Origin of the sequence: Inquilinus ginsengisoli, from assembly GCF_031453975.1 — a bacterium.
Lineage (GTDB): Bacteria > Pseudomonadota > Alphaproteobacteria > DSM-16000 > Inquilinaceae > Inquilinus > Inquilinus ginsengisoli_A.
This window is the reverse complement of the sequence record NZ_JAVDPW010000005.1, coordinates 467,891-487,795: the sequence shown is the minus strand read 5'-3', so window position 1 is coordinate 487,795 and position 19,905 is coordinate 467,891. Positions and strand designations below refer to the sequence as shown.

Sequence of the window (19,905 nt, the reverse complement as noted above, 5' to 3'; positions counted from 1 at the left end):
GGGGAGGTCTCGGAGCCGGCTCTCTGCCGCTCCGAATGTCCGCTGGGATCTCATGGATCGTCGGTCGAGATGAAGCCTTCGAATGTCGACCGCGTCCGACGGTCAATGCGCAGCGCGGCGGGATTTCAGGATCTTCTCGATGCGCCCCGATGCATCGGCAAGCGCCTGGGCATCGCTCTTCGTCCGGGTCATGGCGTCGTGGATCTCCTCGCCGAGGACATGTTCGATCCGGGTGTATTGCGGCAGGTTGGGCCGCTGCCAGGTCTGCAGCAGGTTGCGCTTGGCCAGGCGGTCGACGAACCGGACGATCGGGGAGCTGGCGGCGGCCTCGGGGTCGGCGCTGACCGAGAAGCGCGGGGCGATCGGGAAGCCATTCTTCACATGCGCCTTCATCGCCTCGCGCGAGGTCATCCAGGCGATCGCCTCGGCCGCCATGTCGACCCTCTCCTCCGGCAGGTTCGACGGGATCGCAAGCAGGAAGCCGCCGATCGGGGAGACGCGGCTGCCGCCCGGGCCGGCCGGCTGCGGCAGGTATTCGACCTGCCGCTTGACCACGGACTGGATGTCGTATTCGAAGCGGGCGGCGCGCATGGTCCAGCAATAGGCCATCGCCGAGCGGCCGGTGAGGAAGACGTGCAGCGCCCGGTCCCAGGCCATGTCCAGGATATCAGGCGGCGAAACCTCAACCAGCTGGTGCATGTAGTCGAGCACGGTGCGGCCGGCATCCGAATCGATCAGCGGCACCAGCGCCTCGGCTTCGACGCCGTCCAGGGTGAAGCCCTGGCGCGTCTGCCGCAGCGATAGGGGCGGCGACCCGCAGGCGCCCAGGAAGAACATGAAGGTGGAGGCGATCGGCATGCCGCGCGCACCGTCCCAGACGATGCCGGTCATGCCCTTCCTGGGGTCATGGAACGCGCGGGCCGTTCTGATCACCTCGGCGAAGGTGCCGGGGAACTCCAGGTCGGCGGCTTCGAAGAGGTCCCGGCGCGCGGCAAGGATCTCGATCGTGCAGTAGATCGGCACCCCGTATTCCGCGCCGTTCCAGTTGCCGGTCGACCAGATCACGGGATGGAAATCGAGCGCGTTGACGCCGGTGCGGCGGACCAGCTCCGAGATCGGGCGGATCAGCCCCTTCTCCGCGAATTCGCCGAGCCAGGGCATGTTCAGGCTGATCACGTCATAGCCCGACACCTCACGGCGGCCGTTTTCCAGGGCTTTGGCGTGAAGCGCCGGCAAGGGCACGAGGTCGAAGTTGCGGCGGAAGGCAAGGTTGTTGCGGAAATCCGCCCACATGTTCCGCATCGAGGTGAAGTAGTTGTCCTCGTTGAGCAGAAAGCGCAGCTCGAAGTTGTCCTCCGCCCGCATCTGGGCCAGGCGCAGCGGCGGGATGATGGTGGAGCCGAGCGGGGTCCCGCCGAAATAATACTCGCCTTCCTCGGCTTCCGAGACGCGGAGGCCGAGGGTCTCGGCGAGCAGCGCCTTCATCTGCCGGGCGTAGGTGGAAAAGGTGCCGATCAGCGCTTCGCTCGGGTGCAGCGCGAAGGTCTTGCCGGTCCGGCTGCGCGGCGTGCGCACGACATGGCCTTCCTCGATCAACCGGCCGACCAGGCGCAGGCCGGTCGCGTAGGGCAGCCCAGTCACCTGCGTCAGCGACGACTGGGTGACGACCTGGCCCTTGATGTGCGACTTGATCAGGAAGGTGACGGCATTCCAGACCGGCTCGTCATCCGCCACCGGCAGCGCCCGGCGCAACGGCGCGCGCGTCCGTTCCAGGAAGTCGATCACCCGAAGCATTTCGTAGTCGTTCACGTCGCCGCGCGCCTCCCCGCGGGATCATCATGGCGGGAGGCCCGAGGGCGCGTCGAGGGCCGCGCCGGCTATCCCGGCGTGCCGCGATGTCTCACTGCGTGCCGGTCTTGGTTTCGTGCAGGCCGGCCAGGCGCTCCGCCTGCTCGACCAGCACGAAGAAGTCCTTCTCGGCCAGGCCCTCGGCGAAGGCGGCTTCGTATTGCTGGCGGATCAGCGCCGTGAGGTGCATCGGCACATGGTCCGACCGGGCGGCGTCCAGGATCAGGTCGAAATCCTTCATCATCTGGCTGACCGAGAAGGCGGGATCGAAGTCCCGCGACAGCAGCAGGTCGCGCTTGTAGGCGATCAGCGGCGACGCGACCGCGCTCTCCGCGATGACGTCGAGCATGGTCTCCATCGAGAGATGGCCCTTCTGCCCCAGCGTCAGCGCCTCGCCCAGCAGGGCCGAGGTCGCGCCGACCAGGGCGTTGAGCACCAGCTTGGCGTAGCGCGCCTCCTCCGCCGGGCCGACGTGGAACTGCCGGGCCGACAGGCTTTCGAACACCGGCAGGCAGGCATCGAACGCCGCCTTGGGGCCGGAGGCCAGGACGGTGAGCTTGCCGGCGCCGGCCGTCGTCGTGCTGCCCGACACCGGCGCGCGGAGGTAGGCCACGCCCCGGTCCGCCAGCGCCGCCGCGACCTCGGCCGAGATCGCTGGCGAGACGGTGCTCATCTCGACGAAGATCTGGTCCTCGCGCAGAAACCGGGCGAGGCCGTCGGGGCCGAGGACCAGGTCGCGCAGCACGGCGTCGTTGGGGATGGTGCTGATGACGATGTCGGCCGCCGCCACCAGCTCCTCGGCGGTGTTGGCGACGCCGGCGCCCTCGGCCACCACCGTGGCTCGGTTCTCGACCAGCGGCTCCAGGACGGTGACCGGAAAGCCCGAACGCAGGACACGCCTGCTCATCGGATTGCCCATCTTGCCGATGCCGACCCAGCCGACGAGAAGCTCTGATCCCACTCTCGTGTTCCTCCCGAACCACCGAGCGCCGTGTCGAGCGATCCTGCCCGCCGCGCCCTGTCCAATGGTGGCCGAGCCGCCGGGAGAAGCGATGTCGAAAAATATCCAGAATGAACATTATTGGGTTTGGATCGACCGCTATTCTGCACTTAGCGTTGAACCCGGATCGCACCGCGGTCCTTGGGAGGAACAGAAGAAAAAAGATCTTTTTCCTACGCAATCATGTGTCCCGTCGTTTCTGGGCGCAGCCAAGGGAAAGATTTGCCTCCTCCTTATCGAGATCATGGAGGGACGCTCAATGAAGTCTGGGATGCTGGCGCTGCTGCTCGGCGCTGCCGGCCTGATGGCGACATCGTCGATGTCGGTCGCCGAGCCCTATCACGGGGCGCCGCGCACCTTCCTGTTCAATCCTTCGAGCGAGGTCTGTTTCAAGGACACCGCCGCCTACAAGAAGGATCCGCCCTATGTGATCGGCTTCTCGAATGCCGGTCTCGGCGACAGCTGGCGGGTGGTGATGCTGCATTCGCTCGAAACCGCCGCCGCCGCGCACAAGGACGTGATCAAGCAACTGATCATCACCGATGCCGGCCATGACGACGCCAAGCAGGTGTCCGATATCCAGGACCTGATGTCCCGGCAGGTCGACCTTCTGATCGTCAGCGCCAACACCGAGCAGGCGGTCGACCCCGCCGTCACCCGCGCCATGGAACGCGGCATCCCGGTGGTGATGGTCGACCGGCGCGTGTCCTCCGACAACTTCGTCACCTTCGTGACCGCGTCCGACACCATGATGGGCCGGCTGTTCGCGCAGTGGATCGTCGAGAAGCTGAACGGCAAGGGCAATATCATCATGCTGGGCGGCCAGGCGGGGTCGAGCCCCAACGAGATCCGGACGCGCGCGGCGATGCAGGTGTTCAACCAGTATCCCGACATCAAGATCCTCGACACCGTCTATTCCGACTGGAGCCCGGTGAAGGGCAAGCAGGTGATGCAGGCCGCCATCGCCAAATACGGCCACAGCATCAACGCGGTCTGGTCGGCGCATGGCCTGCAGACGCCCGGGTCGATCGAGGCCTTCCTCGATGCCGGCTTCAAGCCCGGCGAGATCCCGCCGCACACCAACTCCGACGTCAATGGCGGCATGCAGATGGCGCTGAAGTACCACGTGCCGATGCTCGAGGTCGGATATCCGCCGGCGATGGGCGGCACCGCGGTCGAGGTCGCGCTCAAGGTGCTCGCCGGCGCCCAGGTGCCCTGCACCTATGAGATCAACGCCCAGATCGCGACCACCGATGGCGACGAGACCGCGTCGATCAAGCGGGACCTGCCGATTTCCGAGATGGTGGTGCCGAACGGCCCGCCCGACATGCTGGTCACCGGCGGCATGGGCGCCGATTACGACCCGAAGACCTACAAGGTCGACTACCCGCAATAAGCCGGATGCCGGCCGGCCCCGTGCCGGCCGCACCAAGGCCGTTCGGACGTCCAGGGGAGGTGATCGGATGTTGTCCGTGACCAGGATCAGCAAGGCGTTTCCAGGTGTGCAGGTGCTCTCGAACGTCGACCTGGAGGTCCGGGCCGGCGAGATCCATGCCCTGGTCGGCGAGAACGGCGCGGGCAAGTCGACCCTGACCCGGATCATTGCCGGGGTGCACCAGCCGGATGACGGCGAGATCACCTTCCGCGGCGACCGGGTGGTGTGGAGCGGCCCAGGCGACGCCAAGCGGCGCGGGGTCCATGTGATCTATCAGGAGTTTGTGCTGTTCCCGCACCTGACGGTGGCGGAAAACCTGTTCATCGGCCATGAGCGGACCAACCGGCTGGGCCTCGTCGACCGGCGGCGCACCCGGGCGGATGCCAAGGCGCTGCTGGCCCGCCTGGCGATCGACATCGACCCGGCGAAGCGGGTGTGCGACCTCTCGGTCGCGGACCAGCAGATGGTGGAGATCGCCAAGGCCCTGGTCCATGACGTCAAGCTGCTGATCCTCGACGAACCGACCGCCGTGATCTCGGGGCGCGAGGTCGACCTGCTGTTCACGCGGCTGCGGGCGCTCCGCGCCGCGGGCGTCGCCATCGTCTACATCTCGCACCGGCTGGAGGAGATCTTCAGCCTGTGCGACCGGGTCACGGTGCTGAAGGACGGGCAGAAGGTCGGCACCTGCGAGGTCGCCGCGGTGACCCGCGACCAGCTGATCGCGATGATGGTCGGGCGGCGCCTGTCCGAACTGTTTCCGCCGCGCCGCGCGCCCAAGACCGACCGGCCCGTCGTGCTGGAGGCGCGGGACATCTCGGTCGCCGGCCGGGTCCGGGGCGCATCGATCACGCTGCGGGCTGGCGAGATCACCGGCCTCGCCGGCATGGTCGGCTCGGGGCGGTCGGAGCTCGCCCTTGCGATGTTCGGCGTGCTGCCCAGAACCGGCAGCGTCGCCATCGCCGGGGTGGAGCACCGGTCCCTGACCCCTGCTCGGGCGATCGATCTCGGGATCGGCCTGGTCACCGAGGACCGGAAGGGCCAGGGCCTGGCCATGCTGCTCGATGTCGAGGCCAACATCACCGCCTCCACCCTGCCCGAATTCACCCGCTTCGGCCTGATCGACCGGGCGCGCGAACGGGACGTCGCCAAGGCGGAGATCGCCAATTACCGGATCGTCTGCCGCGGCCCGGAAACGCCCGTGGCCTTCATGTCCGGCGGCAACCAGCAGAAGGTGATCGTGGCCCGCTGGGCGCGGACCAGCCGGCGCGTGCTGATCCTCGACGAGCCGACGCGCGGCGTGGATGTCGGCGCCAAGCTCGAGATCTACCGGATCATGCACGACCTCGCCGAACGCGGCATCGCGATCCTGATGATCTCCTCCGAGCTCTCCGAAATCGTCGGCATGTCCGACCGCGTCGTGGTGATGCGGGAAGGGACGGTGGCCGGCGAGCTCGAGGCCGGGGAGATCACCGAGGAGGCGGTGGTGGAGCTCGCCACCCGCCGCCGCGCGGCCTGAGCCAGGAGACACCCATGGCCGCCCTCACCCTGTCCGCCTCCCGCCTCCTGGTCGGCACCCGCGCCGGGCTGATCGTCGTGATCGCCCTGCTGCTGCTGATGTTCGGGTTCGGCGCCGCCCTGTCCCACCGCTTCGCCTCGATCGGCAACATCCTCAACATCTACGAGCAATCGGCCGGCCTGGCCCTGGTCAGCCTCGGCCAGACCGTCGTGATCCTGACCGGCGGGATCGACCTGGCGGTCGGGTCGCTGGTCAGCCTGACCTCGGTCCTGACCTCCGGCCTGATCAACGGCCATGCCGACCTGGTCTGGCCGGTGGTCGCCGGCGTCCTGGTCCTCGGCGCCGCAATCGGGGCCGTCAATGGCGGGCTGATCGTCGGCACCGGCGTGCACCCGCTGATCGTGACGCTGGGCACCGGCGCGGTGATCCAGGGCGTGACGCTGCTCTACACCCGCGGGCCGGCCGGCCGCGTCCCCGCCGGCTTCGACAATTTCGCCTATGGCGTGCTGCCGGGCGGCATCTCGATCGGCGCCACCGTCGCGCTGCTGCTGTTCCTGCTGGTGTCGTTCCTGCTCAACCGGTCGCGGATGGGCCGCAGGGTCTATGCCGTCGGCGACGACCCCACGGCCGCCACGCTGATGGGGCTGCCCCGGCGCCGCATCATCGTCGCCGTCTATGCGGTCTCGGGCTTCTTCGCGGCGCTGACCGGCGTCTACCTGGTCAGCCGGTTCGGCGTCGGCCAGCCCTATTCGGGCGCCAACTACACGCTGACCTCCATCACCCCGGTGGTGGTCGGCGGCACCCTGCTCAGCGGCGGGCGCGGCGGCGTCATCGGCACCCTGTTCGGCGTCTATCTCGTGTCGATGCTTAACAACGTCCTCAACTTCATGGACGTCTCGACGCATCTCCAGCTCGTGATCCAAGGCCTGGTCGTCATCCTCGCGGTGTCGATCTACGTCGAGAAGCAGCGGGTGTTCCCATGACCGACGCCGCGAACGCCTTCCCGGGAAAGGCCGCCATGACTGCACTCGCCCCCGCCAACCGTGCCGCCGGGCGCGGGCCGGCCCTGCTGTCGCGCTACGGCATCCACCTGTTCCTGGTGGTGCTGGTCGCGGCGTCGGGCGCCATCAGCCCGTCCTTCCTGTCGGGCGCCAACATCTCGAACATGCTGATGCAGCTCGCCCCGCTCGGCATCGTGGTGATCGGCCAGGCCTTCGTCATCCTGGTGCGGGGCCTCGACCTCTCGGTGGCATCGGTGATGGCGACCTCCGCCGTGGCGACCACCGCCTTCTCCGGCACCGATGCCGATGTGCCGTTCATCATCCTGGTCGCGATCCTGATCGGCATCGCCACCGGCCTGGCCAACGGCCTGCTGGTCACCAAGCGCAAGGTGTCGCCGTTCCTGGCCACGCTGGCCACCATGATCGTGCTGCAGGGCATCCGCTTCTTCTGGACCCAGGGCGCCCCGTCCGGAAACGTGCCGCCGCTGCTGCGGGCCGTGGGGTCGGGGACCGTGGCGGGCGTGCCCTTCAACCTGGTCATCATGATCGCGGTGGCGCTGGTCTTCGGCGTGCTGCTGCACCGCGCCGCCTTCGGCCGCAGGGTCTACATCACCGGCGGCAACCCGGTCACCGCCCGCCTGGTCGGCATCGCCGCCGACCGCGTCACCATCGCCGCCTATGTGATCTCCGGCGGTCTCGCGGCCATCGCCGGGCTGGTCCTGTCCGGCTTCGTCGGGGTGGTCGACAACTTCGTCGGCCGCGGCTTCGAACTCGATTCCATCGTCGCCGCCGTCATGGGCGGGGTCGCGCTGACCGGCGGCCGCGGCGGCATCGGCGGCGCCCTGACCGGTGCTGCGATCCTGGTCGTCATCTCCAACGCCGTCCTGATGCTCGGCCTGCCGATCGAGCTGCAGATCATCATCAAGGGCGTCGTCATCATCCTGGCGGCCGCCGTCTATGTCCGGCGCAGCCGCTGAGCCCGACACACAGGAAGGGGAGCACCGCCCGATGTCCGGATCCGTCGCTGAGAAAACCGTGATCGTCACCGGCGCCGCCCGCGGGATCGGGGCGGCCATCGCCCGGCGCCTGGCCGCCGAAGGGGCCGGTGTCGTGGTCGCCGATCTCGACCCGGCCGGCGCCGAGACCGTCGCCGCCGCCATCCGCGGCCAGGGCGGCCGGGCCGAAGCCCTGGCGGTCGACGTCACCGATCGGTCGTCGGTCCGCGCCCTGATCGAGCGGACGGTCGGGGTCTTCGGCCGGCTCGACGTGATGTTCAACAATGCCGGCATCAGCCAGACCTGCCCGTTCCTCGACGTCACCGAGGCCGATTTCGAACGGATCATGAAGGTCAACGGCCTCGGCGTCCTGATCGGCACGCAGGAGGCGGCGCGCGCCATGATCGCCCAAGGTGGCAGCGGCAAGCGGGGCGGCGGCAAGATCATCAACACCGCCTCGATCGCGGGCAAGCAGGGCTATCCGCTGTTCGCACATTACTGCGCCTCGAAATTCGCCGTGGTCGCGCTGACCCAGGCCGCCGCCCGGGCGCTGGCGGAGCACCGGATCACCGTCAACTGCTTCGGCCCGGGCGTCGTCCGCACCGAACTCTGGCAGCAGCTCGACCGCGAATTCATGGGCCTCGGCATCACCGAGAAGCCGGAACAGGCCATCGACGAATTCTCCAAGTCGATCCTGCTCGGCCGACCCTCGACACCCGACGACATCACCGGCGTCACCAGCTTTCTGGCGTCCGATGCCTCCGACTACATGACCGGCCAGACGGTCATGATCGACGGCGGCATGGTTCTGATCTGAGGAGGACGGTCATGGCGCGGCTCGCGAACAAGATCTGCATCGTCACCGGCGGCGGCACCGGGATCGGCGAGGCGACATGCCATCGCTTCGCCGAGGAGGGCGCGCGCGTCGCGGTGTTCGACGTCAACGAGGCCGACGGCCGGGAGACGGCGGAGGCGATCCGGGCGAAGGGCGGGGATGCGATCTTCCGCCGGGTCGATGTCGCCGACGAAGGCGACGTCGCCGCCGGGGTGGCGGCCGTGGTCGAACGCTTCGGCCGGCTGGACGTGCTGGTCAACAACGCCGCGATCACCGGCGTGAACAAATTCGCGCATGAGGTCAGCGTCGAGGAATGGGACCGGATCTTCGCGGTCAATGTCCGCGGCGTGTTCCTGTGCACCAAGCATGCGGTGCCGCACATGATGGCGGCCCGGGCCGGGTCGATCGTCAATTTCTCGTCGATCTACGGCCTGATCGGCAATGACGACCTGCCGCCCTACCACGCCACCAAGGGCGCCGTGCTGGCCATGACCAAGACCGATGCGGTCTGCTATGCGCGCCACGGCATCCGCGTCAACGCGGTCCATCCCGGATCGACCAAGACGCCGTTGTTCATGAAGGCCGGCGAAACCTATCCCGGCGGCCTCGACCACTACATCGCGATGATGAAGGAGAAGCACCCGTTGACCCTCGGCGAGCCGGTCGACGTGGCGAATTGCGTGCTCTTTCTGGCCAGCGATGAAGCCCGCTTCGTCACCGGCTCCAGCCTGGTCTGCGACGGCGGCTACACCGCCCAGTAGGTCGATGGTTCCGACCCAGGAGATCCAAACAAAATGAAAGCTGTCCGCTACCACACCAAGCGGGATATCCGCGTCGAGGATGTGGCCGCCCCGTCCGACCGGCTGGCCGACGACCAGGTGCTGATCGAACCGCTGGTCTGCGGCATTTGCGGCACGGACCTGCACGAATATGTCGCCGGGCCGATCGTGACGCCGGCCCAGCCGCACGCCTATAGCGGGGCGGTGCTGCCCCAGATCCTGGGGCATGAGCTGTCGGCGCGGGTGCTCGATGTCGGGCGCGCGGTCACCACCGTCAAGGCCGGCGACCGGGTGTCGATCCAGCCCCTGATCTCGCCCCGCGACGACTACTATGGGCGCCGTGGCCTCTACCATCTCAGCGAGAAGATGGCCTGCGTCGGCCTGTCCTGGGCCTGGGGCGGCATGGGCGAGCGCGCGGTGGTCAACGCCTACAACGCCATCCCGGTGCCGGACACGGTCAGCGACATCCAGGCGGCGATGATCGAGCCGGCGGCGGTGGCGCTCTATGCGGTCGACCGCGGCGGCATCCGCTCGGGCTCGACCGTGCTGGTCTCCGGCCTCGGCCCGATCGGCGCGCTGGTGCTGCTGGCGGCCAAGGCGTCCGGCGCGGCCCTGATCGTGGTCTCCGAACCCAACCCCAACCGCCGCGCCCTGGCGAAATCCCTGGTGCCCGAGGCGCATGTCCTCGACCCCCGCGCGGAGGATGTGCCGGCCTTCCTGCGCGTCCGCACCGAGGAGGGCGTCGGTGTCGACGTCGCGCTGGAATGCGTCGGCGCGGAGGCCTCGCTCAACATCTGCGCGGCAGCGGTACGGCGGCGCGGCACCGTCGTCCAGGTCGGCCTGCACATGCGCCCAGCACAGATCGACGCGATGCAATGGGCGCTGAAGGACATCACGGTCGAGGCGACCTGGTGCTATCCCACCACGATCTGGCCGCGGATCGCCGCGATGATCGGCGCCGGCATCTTCCCGGTCGAAAAGATCGTGACGGCGCAGATCGCGCCCGAGCGGGTCGTCGCCGACGGCTTCGAGGCGCTGCTCGACCCGTCCGGCCGGCACATGAAGATCCTGGTCGACATGAAGGCCTCGGCATGACCGGTCCCGCAGGCCACACGCTGGCGGGCCGGACCGCGGTCGTGACCGGCGCCGCGGGCGGCATCGGTCGCGCCGCCTGCCGGCATCTGGCGGCGCTGGGCGCGCTCGTGGTCGCCGCCGACCGGGATGACGCCGTCGCCGCGGTGGCCGACGAGATCGCCGCGGCCGGCGGCCGGGCCGACTGGATCGCCTTCGATGTCACAGACTCAACGTCGGTGGAGGCGGCCGCCCGCACGGTCGCGGATCGGCATGGCGGTACCCATGCGCTCTTCACCAATGCCGGCATCGCCTATGAGAAGCCGGCGGCCGACCACACCGACGACGACTGGCGGCGGGTGATGGCGGTCAATCTCGACGGCGCCTTCTGGACGGTCCGGGCCTTCGCCCGCGGCATGCTCGATCGCGGCGCGGGATCGATCGTCGTGACCTCCTCCATCGCCGGCGTCAAAGCGGTGCGGCCGGAGGTGCATGTCGGCTACGACGTGTCCAAGGCCGGCGTCGCCCATATGTGCCGCGTCCTCGGCGTCGAATGGGCGCGCCGGGGCGTCCGGGTCAACGCCGTCGGCCCCGGCTACACCGACACCGAGATGCTGGCCGAAGTGGGCCGCACCCGCCCCGAGGTGATGCGCCGCTGGCTCGACGACCAGCCGATCGGCCGCCTGGTGCGGCCCGACGAAATCGCCGCCGCCGTCGGCTTCCTGCTGTCGGACGCCGCCAGCGGCATCACCGGCCAGCTTCTGATGGTCGACGGCGGCTATTCCGCCGCCTGACCCCCCTTCTGCAAAGGACCATTCCCATGCATTTCATCGTGCACTGCCTCGACCACCCCGCAGCGGTCGAGGAGCGGCTCGCCCATTACGACGCGCACAAGGCCTATCTCGGCGCGGCACCGATCCGGATCGTGATCTCCGGACCCCTGCTGGCCGATGACGGCGAGACCATGATCGGCTCGCTCTTCCTGGTCGAGGCGGCCAGCAAGGCGGAGGTCGAGGCCTTCAATACGGCCGACCCGTTCAACCAGGCGGGGATCTGGCGTGAGATCCGCATCCATCCGTTCCTGAAGCGCATGGACAACCGCTGATGTCCGCCCTGTCGCAGCCGGTCCGCACCGCCATCGTCGGCCTCGGGTGGTGGGGCCGGAAGATGACCGACCTGGTCGCCGCCGGCGGCGCCGGCCTCCGGTTCGTCCTGGCCGTCGAACCGGACCCGAGCGGCGCCGAGTTCGCCGGCGCCCGCGGCATCCCGGTCGCCGCCTCGCTTGACGAGGCCTTGGCCGAGGCGGAGGTCGAGGCGGTGGTGCTCGCCACGCCGCATGCCCTGCACGAGGCCCAGATCGCGGCCGCGGTCAAAGCCGGCAAGCATGTGTTCTGCGAGAAGCCGCTGGCCCTGACCAAGGCCGGGGCGGAGACGGCGGTGCGGCTGTGCCGCGACGCCGGCGTCGTGCTCGGCATGGGACATGAGCGGCGGTTCGAGCCGCCGATCGCTGCCATCCTGGCCGATGCTGCGGCCGGCCGGCTCGGGCGGCTGCTGCAGATCGAGGCGAATTTCAGCCACGACAAGTTCCTGACCCTCGATGCCGCCAACTGGCGGCTCCAGGCGAACCAGGCGCCGGCCGGCGGCATGACCGCCACCGGCATCCACCTGACCGACCTGGCGGTGAAGCTGATGGGCCCCGCGCGCGATGTTCGCGTGTCCTGCGAGCAGCTGGCCTCGGCGTTCCCGCAGGGCGACACGATGAGCGCCCATATCCGCTTCACCGGCGGCGGCACGGCTTATGTCTCGGCCACGCTGGCGACACCGTTCATCTCCCGCTTCGCCGTCTTCGGGACCAAGGGATGGGTCGAGGTCCGCGACAAGGCCCATGTCGAGGCGCCCGACGGCTGGGTCGTGACGCGCGGCGATGCCGGCGCCCCGATCGGGGTGGCCGAGACCGGCAAGGCGGAGCCGGTGCGCGACAACCTCGCCGCCTTCTCCCGTGCCGTCCGGGGCGAAGCGCCCTACCCCATCACCGGCGACGAGATGATCGCCAACATCGCGCTGCTGGAGGCGATCGTGCGTTCGGCCGCCACCGGGGCGGTCGAGGCCGTCGCTTGACCGCCGGCCGCAACCCTCAGGGAGGAACGCCATGAAGGGCCTGGTCTTCGAAGCGCCGGACCGGCCGGTGATCGCCGACATGCCGATGCCCGTCATCGCGGACACCGAGGTGCTGGTGCGCACCCGCACCATCGGCATCTGCCATTCCGATTACGAGCTGCTGGCCGGCCGCTACATCATTCCGATCTCCTACCCCGTCACGCCGGGCCATGAATGGTGCGGCGAGATCGTCGAGGTCGGTCGGTCGGCCAAGGGCTTCCGGCCGGGCGATCGCGTCGTCGGCGAATGCGTGGTGCGGACGCCGGAACGCCTGCATCATTTCGGCTTCTCCCTGAACGGGGCGGACCGGGAGTATTTCCCGGTCAATCCGGAATGGCTGCACAAGCTGCCCGACGCCGTCGACGACAAGCGCGGTGCGCTGATCGAACCGTTCACCTGCGGCTTCTACGCCGTGGCCCGATCCGGCGGCACCAACGCCAGCGAGACCGTGGTGGTCTCCGGCGGCGGAACCATCGGGCTGGTGTCGGCCGCCGCGGCGATCGGGATGGGCGCGCGCGTCATCGTCGTCGACCCGATCCGGACGCGCCGGGACGTCGCGCTGAAGCTGGGCGCCGACACGGTGATCGATCCGTCCGACGGCGGGGCCGCGGACCGGATCCGCGACCTGACGGGCGGCAGGGGCGCCGATCTGGTGATCGAGGCCGCCGGCCATGACGCGTCGCTGGCTGCCGCCTTCGATTACGCGCGGGAGGAGGGCCGGGTCTCGATGGTCGGCATCAGCATCGGCCGCAAGATCCCGGTCGATCTCGGCCTGATCCAGATGAAGAACCTGACGGTCAAGGGCTGCATCGGGTCGCCCGGCGTCTGGCCGGCGGCGATCCGCTTCCTGGAGCGCACCGGCCTCGACCTGTCGCCGATCCAGACCCATGATTTCCCGCTGTCCGCCGCCGTGGAGGCCTTTGAGCTCGGCAAGGATGCGCAGCGCTGCATCAAGGTCACCCTGACGAGCGCGGGATGAGGGGGCGCGATGCCCTGACCCGCGGCCGTCGGGCCCTGGGCGGCATCTGGTCGCTGTTGGTCGAATGCGGTGCCGCCTGGGCCGTGAGTCCGCCCATACCCATATCGGGCGGGCATTCCGAGGAGAGGATTGATGACGAACACCGCTTTGGTCGTGGGCACGACCGGGATCGTGGGCAGCGCCACGGCCCGGCTGCTGGTGGAGGGCGGCTGGACCGTGGCCGGGCTCGCGCGCAAGCCGACGGCGCAGGACGGCGTGGTCCCGGTCGCGGCCGACCTCTTGGATAGCGCGTCGCTGGGTGCCGCGCTGGAGCAGGTCCGGCCGAGCCATGTGTTCATGAGCATGTGGGCGCGGCAGGCGACCGAGGCGGAGAACATCCGGGTCAACAGCGCGATGGTGCGCCACCTGCTCGATGCGCTGCGGCCGGCCGGCACGGTGCGCCATGTCGCGCTGGTCACCGGCCTCAAGCACTATCTCGGGCCGTTCGAGGCCTATGGCAAGGGCAGCCTGCCCGCGACGCCCTTCCGCGAGGACCAGGGACGGCTGGACATCGAGAACTTCTACTACGCCCAGGAGGACGAGCTGTTCGCCGCCGCGGCGCGCGACGGATTCAGCTGGAGCGTGCATCGGCCGCACACCGTCATCGGCGAGGCGGTCGGCAACGCGATGAACATGGGCACGACCCTGGCGGTCTATGCGACCATCTGCCGGGAAACCGGCCGTCCGTTCCGCTTCCCGGGGTCGGCGGCGCAGTGGAACGGCCTGACCGACATGACGGATGCGCGGCTGCTGGCCCGCCATCTGCTGTGGGCGGCGACGACGCCCGCTGCGGCGAACCAGGCCTTCAACGTGGTGAATGGCGACGTCTTCCGCTGGAGCTGGATGTGGGGCCGCATCGCCGGCTGGTTCGGCCTCGAGGCCGCGCCGTTCGACGGCGACCTCCTGCCGCTGGAGACGCAGATGGCCGGCGACGCCGGGGTGTGGGCGGACATCGCCCGCCGCCACGGCCTCCGGGAAGCGCAGCTGGACCGCCTGGCCTCGCCCTGGCACACGGATGCGGATCTCGGCCGCCCGATCGAGGTCGTGACCGACATGTCGAAGAGCCGGCGCCTCGGCTTCACCGCATACCAGGCCACGGACGACGCCTTCTTCGCGCTGTTCCAATCCCTGCGCGACGGCCGCCTCATTCCCTGACGGCCCGGTCGGGTGGCGGCGGATTGACCGGGACAGGTTGATCCGCCGCCGCCACAACTGACGAACGGGGGAACTCATGCAAGGCGTCCCGGTTTGCGAAACTGAAAATTGCAGGGCCGTGCGGAGGCGTTGTCCGTGAAGTATGGATGTCCAGTTCAGAGCAACCGATAGATCCGGCGAACGTCTGCATCGGGTGCAGCCGGTCATCGGTTGACAGGCTGCCCAATCGTCGCGGAGCAGGGCCTCAGTGAAACTTTCCAATCATAGGCTCGAGTGCCGCCGGCAGATACGCGCCACCGTCACGCTCTTCCAGCGCCCATGCTGCACCGCGGCCTCGAACCGCGCCTTTGTTCATGGCAATGCGCCAAAGCCAATATGGGGCTTGCGCGTCGGCGAATTATCGATATCGTTATCAATATCGATAATCTAGTCCGAGAACGAGATGCTTGCCATCGCGCAGGACGGCATGCGGCCCGGCAAGAGCGCGGAGGTCTTCGACGGCCTCAAGCGCATGATCATGCTGGGCGAGGCCGCGCCCGGCCTCGCCCTGCTCGAGCTGGAGCTGGCGCAGCGCTTCCAGTGCAGCCAGGGCACGGTGCGCGAGGCGCTGCTGGCGCTGCAGGAGGAGGGGCTGGTCCATCGCCTGCCGCACAAGGGCACCCGCGTCGCCGAGTGCACCGAGGACGAGGCGGTCGAGATGTTCCGGCTGCGCCACGGCATCGAGACCCGCGGCATCGTTCACGCCCTGCGTCGCCCAGACCCTGCCCTGCTGCCGGACCTGACTGCCCTGATCGAGGGCATGGAGGCGAAGGCGCAGGCCGGCGACGAATACGGGCAGACCGAGCTGGACCGCGCCTTTCACCGCCGGCTGTTCCGGCCTGCCGGCCTGCCGGCGGTGGAGCCGCTGTTGCACCGCTGCATCCTGCACAACCACCGCTTCAAGATCACCCGCAGCAGCGAACGGCGTGATCTGACGGCCACGGCCCGGCGGCATTGGACCATCGTCCAGGCGCTGGCGGCGCGCGACGAGGCCGCGGCGGTTGCCGCCATCGGCCATCACATCGAAACCATCGTCGATGTCGGCCCGTCGATCTTCGGCGCGGCTGCGGAGGGGCGCACGGCATGACCGGCTTCGACCCAAGCGACGCGCCGAACCCCGAGATGGCGGCGATCATGGCCCGGCTGGCAGCCGAGGACGGGCATTTGCCGGACCCGACCACCCTGCCGCCCGCCGAAGGCCGGGCCCAGGCCGAGGCGGGCAACCACCGCTGGAACCGGGACCTGCCGCCGATGGAAACGGCGGAGCTGACGCTGCCCGGCGGCATCGCCCCCCGCCCGGCCCGGCTGTTCCGGCCGGCCTCGGCGCGCGGCGCGATCCTGTACATCCATGGCGGCGGCTGGGCCTTCTGCAGCCTCGACACCCATGACCGGTCGATGCGCTGCCTGGCCGAGGCGACGGGCATGGCCGTGATCGGTATCGACTACCGCCTGGCGCCGGAGCATCCCTATCCCGCCGGGCTGGACGATTCCGTGGTGGCCTGGCGGGCCCTGCCGGAGGTTCTGGCAGAGCATGGGCTCTCCGGTCCGATCGGCATTTCCGGCGATTCCGCCGGCGCCAACCTGGCGCTGGCCGTGATGCTGCAAGAACAGGCCGCCGGCCAAAGGTCACCGGACTTCGGGCTGTTGTTCTACGGCGTCTATGCCGTCGACCACGACACCGACTCCCACCAGCGCTTCGGGCCCGGCGGCTACGGGCTGACCACCGCCAAGATGATCCGGTACCGCGACTGGTATGTGCCCGATCCGGCGTCCTGGGCCCAGCCGGCGGTCTCTCCCCTGGCCGCCCCGGATGCCGCGCTGGGGGCGCTGCCGCCGCTCTACCTCAACGCCGCCGGGCTCGACCCGCTGCTCAGCGATACGCTGGCGCTCGGGGACCGGCTGCGGGCGCTCGGCCGGGCCGATCCGGTGCGGGTGCATCGCGGCGTCATCCACGGCTTCATGCAGATGACGAGCGCGCTGGCGGAGGCCCGAACGGCCTTCGCCGAAGCCGGCGGCTGGGTCCGCCGGTTCAACCAAAAAGCATAAACGGAGGAGGAAACGTCATGAGGAAGATGCGAGGCGCGGCCCTGGCCGTGTTGCTGGCGCTGGCCGCCGGGACGGCCCAGGCCGAGAGCACGGTCCGCTTCTGGTACCATTTCGACAATCCGGACAACCCGGTGGCCGATCTGGTCGCCAAGTTCGAGGCGGCCAATCCAGGCGTCAAGGTCGAGGCCGAGAACATCCCCTGGAACAGCTACTACGACAACCTCTACACCGCCATTGCCGGCGGCAATGCGCCGGATGCGGTGATGGTGAAGCTGTTCGCCCAGCCGCGGCTGGTGGAGATGGGGGCGCTGGAGCCGCTGGACGACCGGATCGCCGGCTGGGACGGCAAGGCCGACCTGCAGGACGACCTGCTGAAGATCAACGGCGGGCCGGACGGCAAGCAGTACTACCTGCCGGTCCAGTACGTCGTCTCCTACCTCTATTATCGCGTCGACCTGTTCGCCCAGGCCGGGTTGCAGCCACCGAAGACCTGCGAGGACTTCGCCAAGGCGGCCAAGGCCCTGACCCGCGACACCAATGGCGACGGCCAGCCGGATGTCTGGGGCTTCGGCTTCCGCGGCGGCAAGGGCGGTTACGACCATTGGGGACCCTTCGTGCTGTCGGCAGGTGCGAAGTTCGAGAAGGGCGGGCTGACCACGCCGCAGGTGATCGCCGCCAACACCTGGCTGGTCGATCTCTTCCGCGGCCAGAAGCTGTTCCCGCCCTCGGCCCCGAATGACGGATTCCAGGAGATCATCGCCGCCTTCCAGCAGGGCCGGACGGCGATGACGATCCACCACATCGGCTCCTCCGCCGGCATGGTGAAGGCGCTGGGCGACAAGGTCTCCGCCGTGCCGGTGCCGGAGTGCAACGGCGGCCGCTGGACCTCCTATGGCGACGAATCCCTCGCCGTGCTGTCCTCGGCCGAGGACAAGGACGCGGCCTGGAAGTGGATCGCCTTCCTGGCCAGCGGCGACGCCAATGTCGAGTTCAACAAGGCGACCGGCCAGCTGCCGGTGACCAAGAGCGGAGCCGCGAACTGGACACTGCACGAGAAGCGCTTCGTCGATGCGACGGTCCAGTCCCTGCCCTTCGCCCACAGCCTGCCGGCGGTCTCCCAGACCGCGGATTTCGTCAACACCGTGTGGCCGGCGGCAATGCAGCGGGCCCTGACCGGCGAGATCACGCCGGCGCGGATGATGCAGGAAATCGAGCAGCTCTACGCCCCGTGAGGCAAGGACGAGGCTTATGTCGATGACCCTGGCGACCGCACGGAGGGCCTCGGTCCGCGGTAGACCGCGGACCCGGATCCTGCCCTACGTGCTGCTGAGTCCGGCGGTGCTGGTCACGCTTTTGATCGTGTTCCTGCCGATGCTGCAGGCGGTGGTGCTGAGCCTGCACGACTTCGTGCTGTTCCGGCCGAACCAGATGCCCTTCGTCGGGCTCGGCAACTTCGCCGAGGCGCTGGCCGACCCGGTGTTCTGGACCTCGCTGCAGCATACCGCGATCTGGGTCGGGATCACGGTCCCGGCCCAGCTGCTGCTCGGTCTCGCCACCGCGCTGCTGCTCAACCAGCGCTTCTGGTGGCGGCCGGTGGCGCGGGCGGTGGTCATCATCCCCTGGGCGCTGCCCAGCGTCGTCATCGCGCTGATGTGGCGCTGGATCTACGACCCGAATGCCGGCGTGTTGAACGACGCACTGGTCCGCCTGGGCCTGCTGCAGGGCGCCTTCCCCTGGCTGGCCGATCCCGGCACCTCGCTCTACGCCATCATCCTGACCCTGACCTGGCAGGGCTTCCCGTTCTTCGCGGTGATGATCCTGGCCGGGCTGCAGGCGGTGCCGCACGACCTGTATGAGGCCGCGGCGATCGACGGCGCCGGTCCCTGGCAGCAGTTCCGGCGGATCACCCTGCCCTCGATCGCCGGGGTGATCGCGACCGCGGTGCTGCTGCGCGTGATCTGGGTCGCCAACTCGATCGACGTGATCTTCGTCATGACCGGCGGCGGCCCGGGCTACGCCACCCACACCCTGCCACTCTATGCCTTCATCAAGGCCCGGACCAATCTCGATTTCGGCTACGGCTCGGCGCTGGCGGTGATCTTCACCCTGCTGCTCGCCGGCTTCGTCGTGGTCTATCTCAGGCGCACCACCAGGGCGATGGACTGATGGTCACCCGCAATTCCCCCTGGCGCCGGGTCGCCCTGGTCCACCTGCCGATGCTGCTGATCGCGGTCTTCGCGCTGGGCCCCTATCTGTGGATGGCGCTGACCTCGCTGACGCCGCCGGACGAGATCGTCGGCCGCGGCGTCGCCACCGACCCGTGGGCCTGGACCACCGCCAGCTACGAGCGGCTGTTCGGCCATACCAGCTTCCTCATCAACATGGGCCACAGCCTGATCGTGGCGCTGGGCACGGTCGCGGTCGGGCTGAGCCTCAGCGTCACCGCAGCCTATGCCTTCTCGCGCTTCCGCTTCGCCGGGCGCCGGCTGCTGATGATCCAGTTCCTGGTCATCAACATGTTCCCGATCATCCTGCTGGTCCTGCCGCTGTTCGTGCTGATGCGGCGGCTCGGCCTGCTCGACACCCACATCGCGCTGATCATCGCCAACGCCACCGTCGCCATCCCCTTCGCCATCTGGATGATGACAAGCTACATCGACGCCATCCCGAAGAGCCTGGACGAGGCGGCGATGACCGATGGCTGCTCGCGCCTCGGCGCACTGTGGCGGGTGATCCTGCCGCTCTGCGTCCCCGGCCTCGTCGCCACCGGCATCTACATCTTCATCACCGCCTGGAACGAATACCTCTACGCCCTGACGCTGGGCGGCCGCAGCGTCCGCACCATGACCGTCGCGATCCAGACCCTGATCGGCGAGTACCAGATCGAATGGGGCCTGCTGACCGCCGGCGGCGTGGTCGGCGCCCTACCCGCCACCCTCCTGTTCCTCCTCGTCCAGAAACGCCTGATCGGCGGCCTGACCCAGGGCGCCGTGAAGGGATGACCCTCTCT

Annotated in this window: 19 protein-coding genes; 17 read left to right on the top strand and 2 right to left on the bottom strand. The window is 68.9% G+C overall.

Annotated elements, in window-relative coordinates:
- Positions 1–102: 102 nt before the first annotated feature.
- Positions 103–1,809 (bottom strand): extracellular solute-binding protein, encoded by a 1,707-nt coding sequence (locus E9232_RS16715; protein ID WP_309795585.1) that lies wholly within the window; start codon positions 1,807–1,809, stop codon positions 103–105.
- A 91-nt stretch (positions 1,810–1,900) separates the two neighbouring features.
- Positions 1,901–2,809 carry an NAD(P)-dependent oxidoreductase gene (locus E9232_RS16710; RefSeq protein ID WP_309795583.1) on the bottom strand — a complete coding sequence of 303 codons (909 nt, stop codon included), beginning with the start codon at positions 2,807–2,809 and terminating at the stop codon, positions 1,901–1,903.
- Positions 2,810–3,107: 298 nt separating this feature from the next.
- Here E9232_RS16710 and E9232_RS16705 point away from each other — a divergent pair, with 298 nt between their 5' ends.
- From E9232_RS16705 to E9232_RS16625, 17 genes are all read left to right on the top strand, one after another.
- Positions 3,108–4,244 carry an ABC transporter substrate-binding protein gene (locus tag E9232_RS16705; protein WP_309795581.1) on the top strand — a complete coding sequence of 379 codons (1,137 nt, stop codon included), beginning with the start codon at positions 3,108–3,110 and terminating at the stop codon, positions 4,242–4,244.
- A 76-nt stretch (positions 4,245–4,320) separates the two neighbouring features.
- Positions 4,321–5,799, top strand: coding sequence for a sugar ABC transporter ATP-binding protein (locus tag E9232_RS16700; RefSeq protein WP_309795580.1), 1,479 nt, complete (start codon positions 4,321–4,323; stop codon positions 5,797–5,799).
- A 14-nt stretch (positions 5,800–5,813) separates the two neighbouring features.
- Positions 5,814–6,782: an ABC transporter permease gene (locus E9232_RS16695; protein ID WP_309795579.1), complete on the top strand. Its 969-nt coding sequence runs from the start codon at positions 5,814–5,816 to the stop codon at positions 6,780–6,782.
- Positions 6,779–7,777 (top strand): ABC transporter permease, encoded by a 999-nt coding sequence (locus tag E9232_RS16690; protein WP_309795578.1) that lies wholly within the window; start codon positions 6,779–6,781, stop codon positions 7,775–7,777. Before E9232_RS16695 ends, E9232_RS16690 begins: the two co-directional genes overlap by 4 nt.
- Before the next feature lie 31 nt (positions 7,778–7,808).
- On the top strand, positions 7,809–8,612 hold the full coding sequence (locus E9232_RS16685; RefSeq protein ID WP_309795577.1) for a glucose 1-dehydrogenase: 804 nt from the start codon (positions 7,809–7,811) through the stop codon (positions 8,610–8,612).
- Between the two features lie 11 nt (positions 8,613–8,623).
- The gene (locus E9232_RS16680) at positions 8,624–9,391 is read left to right on the top strand and encodes an SDR family NAD(P)-dependent oxidoreductase (RefSeq protein WP_309795576.1); all 768 of its coding nucleotides are present in this window, start codon (positions 8,624–8,626) and stop codon (positions 9,389–9,391) included.
- 33 nt (positions 9,392–9,424) lie between these two features.
- Positions 9,425–10,504: a 2,3-butanediol dehydrogenase gene (locus E9232_RS16675; RefSeq protein WP_309795574.1), complete on the top strand. Its 1,080-nt coding sequence runs from the start codon at positions 9,425–9,427 to the stop codon at positions 10,502–10,504.
- Positions 10,501–11,274 carry an SDR family NAD(P)-dependent oxidoreductase gene (locus E9232_RS16670; RefSeq protein WP_309795572.1) on the top strand — a complete coding sequence of 258 codons (774 nt, stop codon included), beginning with the start codon at positions 10,501–10,503 and terminating at the stop codon, positions 11,272–11,274. Before E9232_RS16675 ends, E9232_RS16670 begins: the two co-directional genes overlap by 4 nt.
- 26 nt (positions 11,275–11,300) lie before the next feature.
- On the top strand, positions 11,301–11,585 hold the full coding sequence (locus E9232_RS16665; RefSeq protein WP_309795570.1) for a YciI family protein: 285 nt from the start codon (positions 11,301–11,303) through the stop codon (positions 11,583–11,585).
- Positions 11,585–12,598, top strand: a complete 1,014-nt coding sequence (locus tag E9232_RS16660; protein ID WP_309795568.1) for a Gfo/Idh/MocA family protein — start codon at positions 11,585–11,587, stop codon at positions 12,596–12,598. Before E9232_RS16665 ends, E9232_RS16660 begins: the two co-directional genes overlap by 1 nt.
- Positions 12,599–12,629: 31 nt before the next feature.
- Positions 12,630–13,616 (top strand): zinc-dependent alcohol dehydrogenase, encoded by a 987-nt coding sequence (locus tag E9232_RS16655; protein ID WP_309795566.1) that lies wholly within the window; start codon positions 12,630–12,632, stop codon positions 13,614–13,616.
- A 132-nt stretch (positions 13,617–13,748) separates the two neighbouring features.
- Positions 13,749–14,810 carry an SDR family oxidoreductase gene (locus tag E9232_RS16650; protein ID WP_309795564.1) on the top strand — a complete coding sequence of 354 codons (1,062 nt, stop codon included), beginning with the start codon at positions 13,749–13,751 and terminating at the stop codon, positions 14,808–14,810.
- 442 nt (positions 14,811–15,252) lie between these two features.
- Complete coding sequence (locus tag E9232_RS16645) at positions 15,253–15,936, top strand: GntR family transcriptional regulator (protein WP_309795562.1); 684 nt, start codon at positions 15,253–15,255, stop codon at positions 15,934–15,936.
- On the top strand, positions 15,933–16,895 hold the full coding sequence (locus tag E9232_RS16640) for an alpha/beta hydrolase fold domain-containing protein (protein ID WP_309795560.1): 963 nt from the start codon (positions 15,933–15,935) through the stop codon (positions 16,893–16,895). Before E9232_RS16645 ends, E9232_RS16640 begins: the two co-directional genes overlap by 4 nt.
- Before the next feature lie 17 nt (positions 16,896–16,912).
- A complete protein-coding gene (locus E9232_RS16635; RefSeq protein ID WP_309795559.1) occupies positions 16,913–18,127 on the top strand; it encodes an ABC transporter substrate-binding protein in 1,215 nt (404 codons plus the stop codon).
- Between the two features lie 22 nt (positions 18,128–18,149).
- A complete protein-coding gene (locus E9232_RS16630) occupies positions 18,150–19,061 on the top strand; it encodes a carbohydrate ABC transporter permease (RefSeq protein ID WP_309795557.1) in 912 nt (303 codons plus the stop codon).
- Complete coding sequence (locus tag E9232_RS16625; protein WP_309795555.1) at positions 19,061–19,897, top strand: carbohydrate ABC transporter permease; 837 nt, start codon at positions 19,061–19,063, stop codon at positions 19,895–19,897. The genes E9232_RS16630 and E9232_RS16625 overlap by 1 nt, the downstream gene beginning before the upstream one ends.
- Positions 19,898–19,905: the final 8 nt, after the last annotated feature.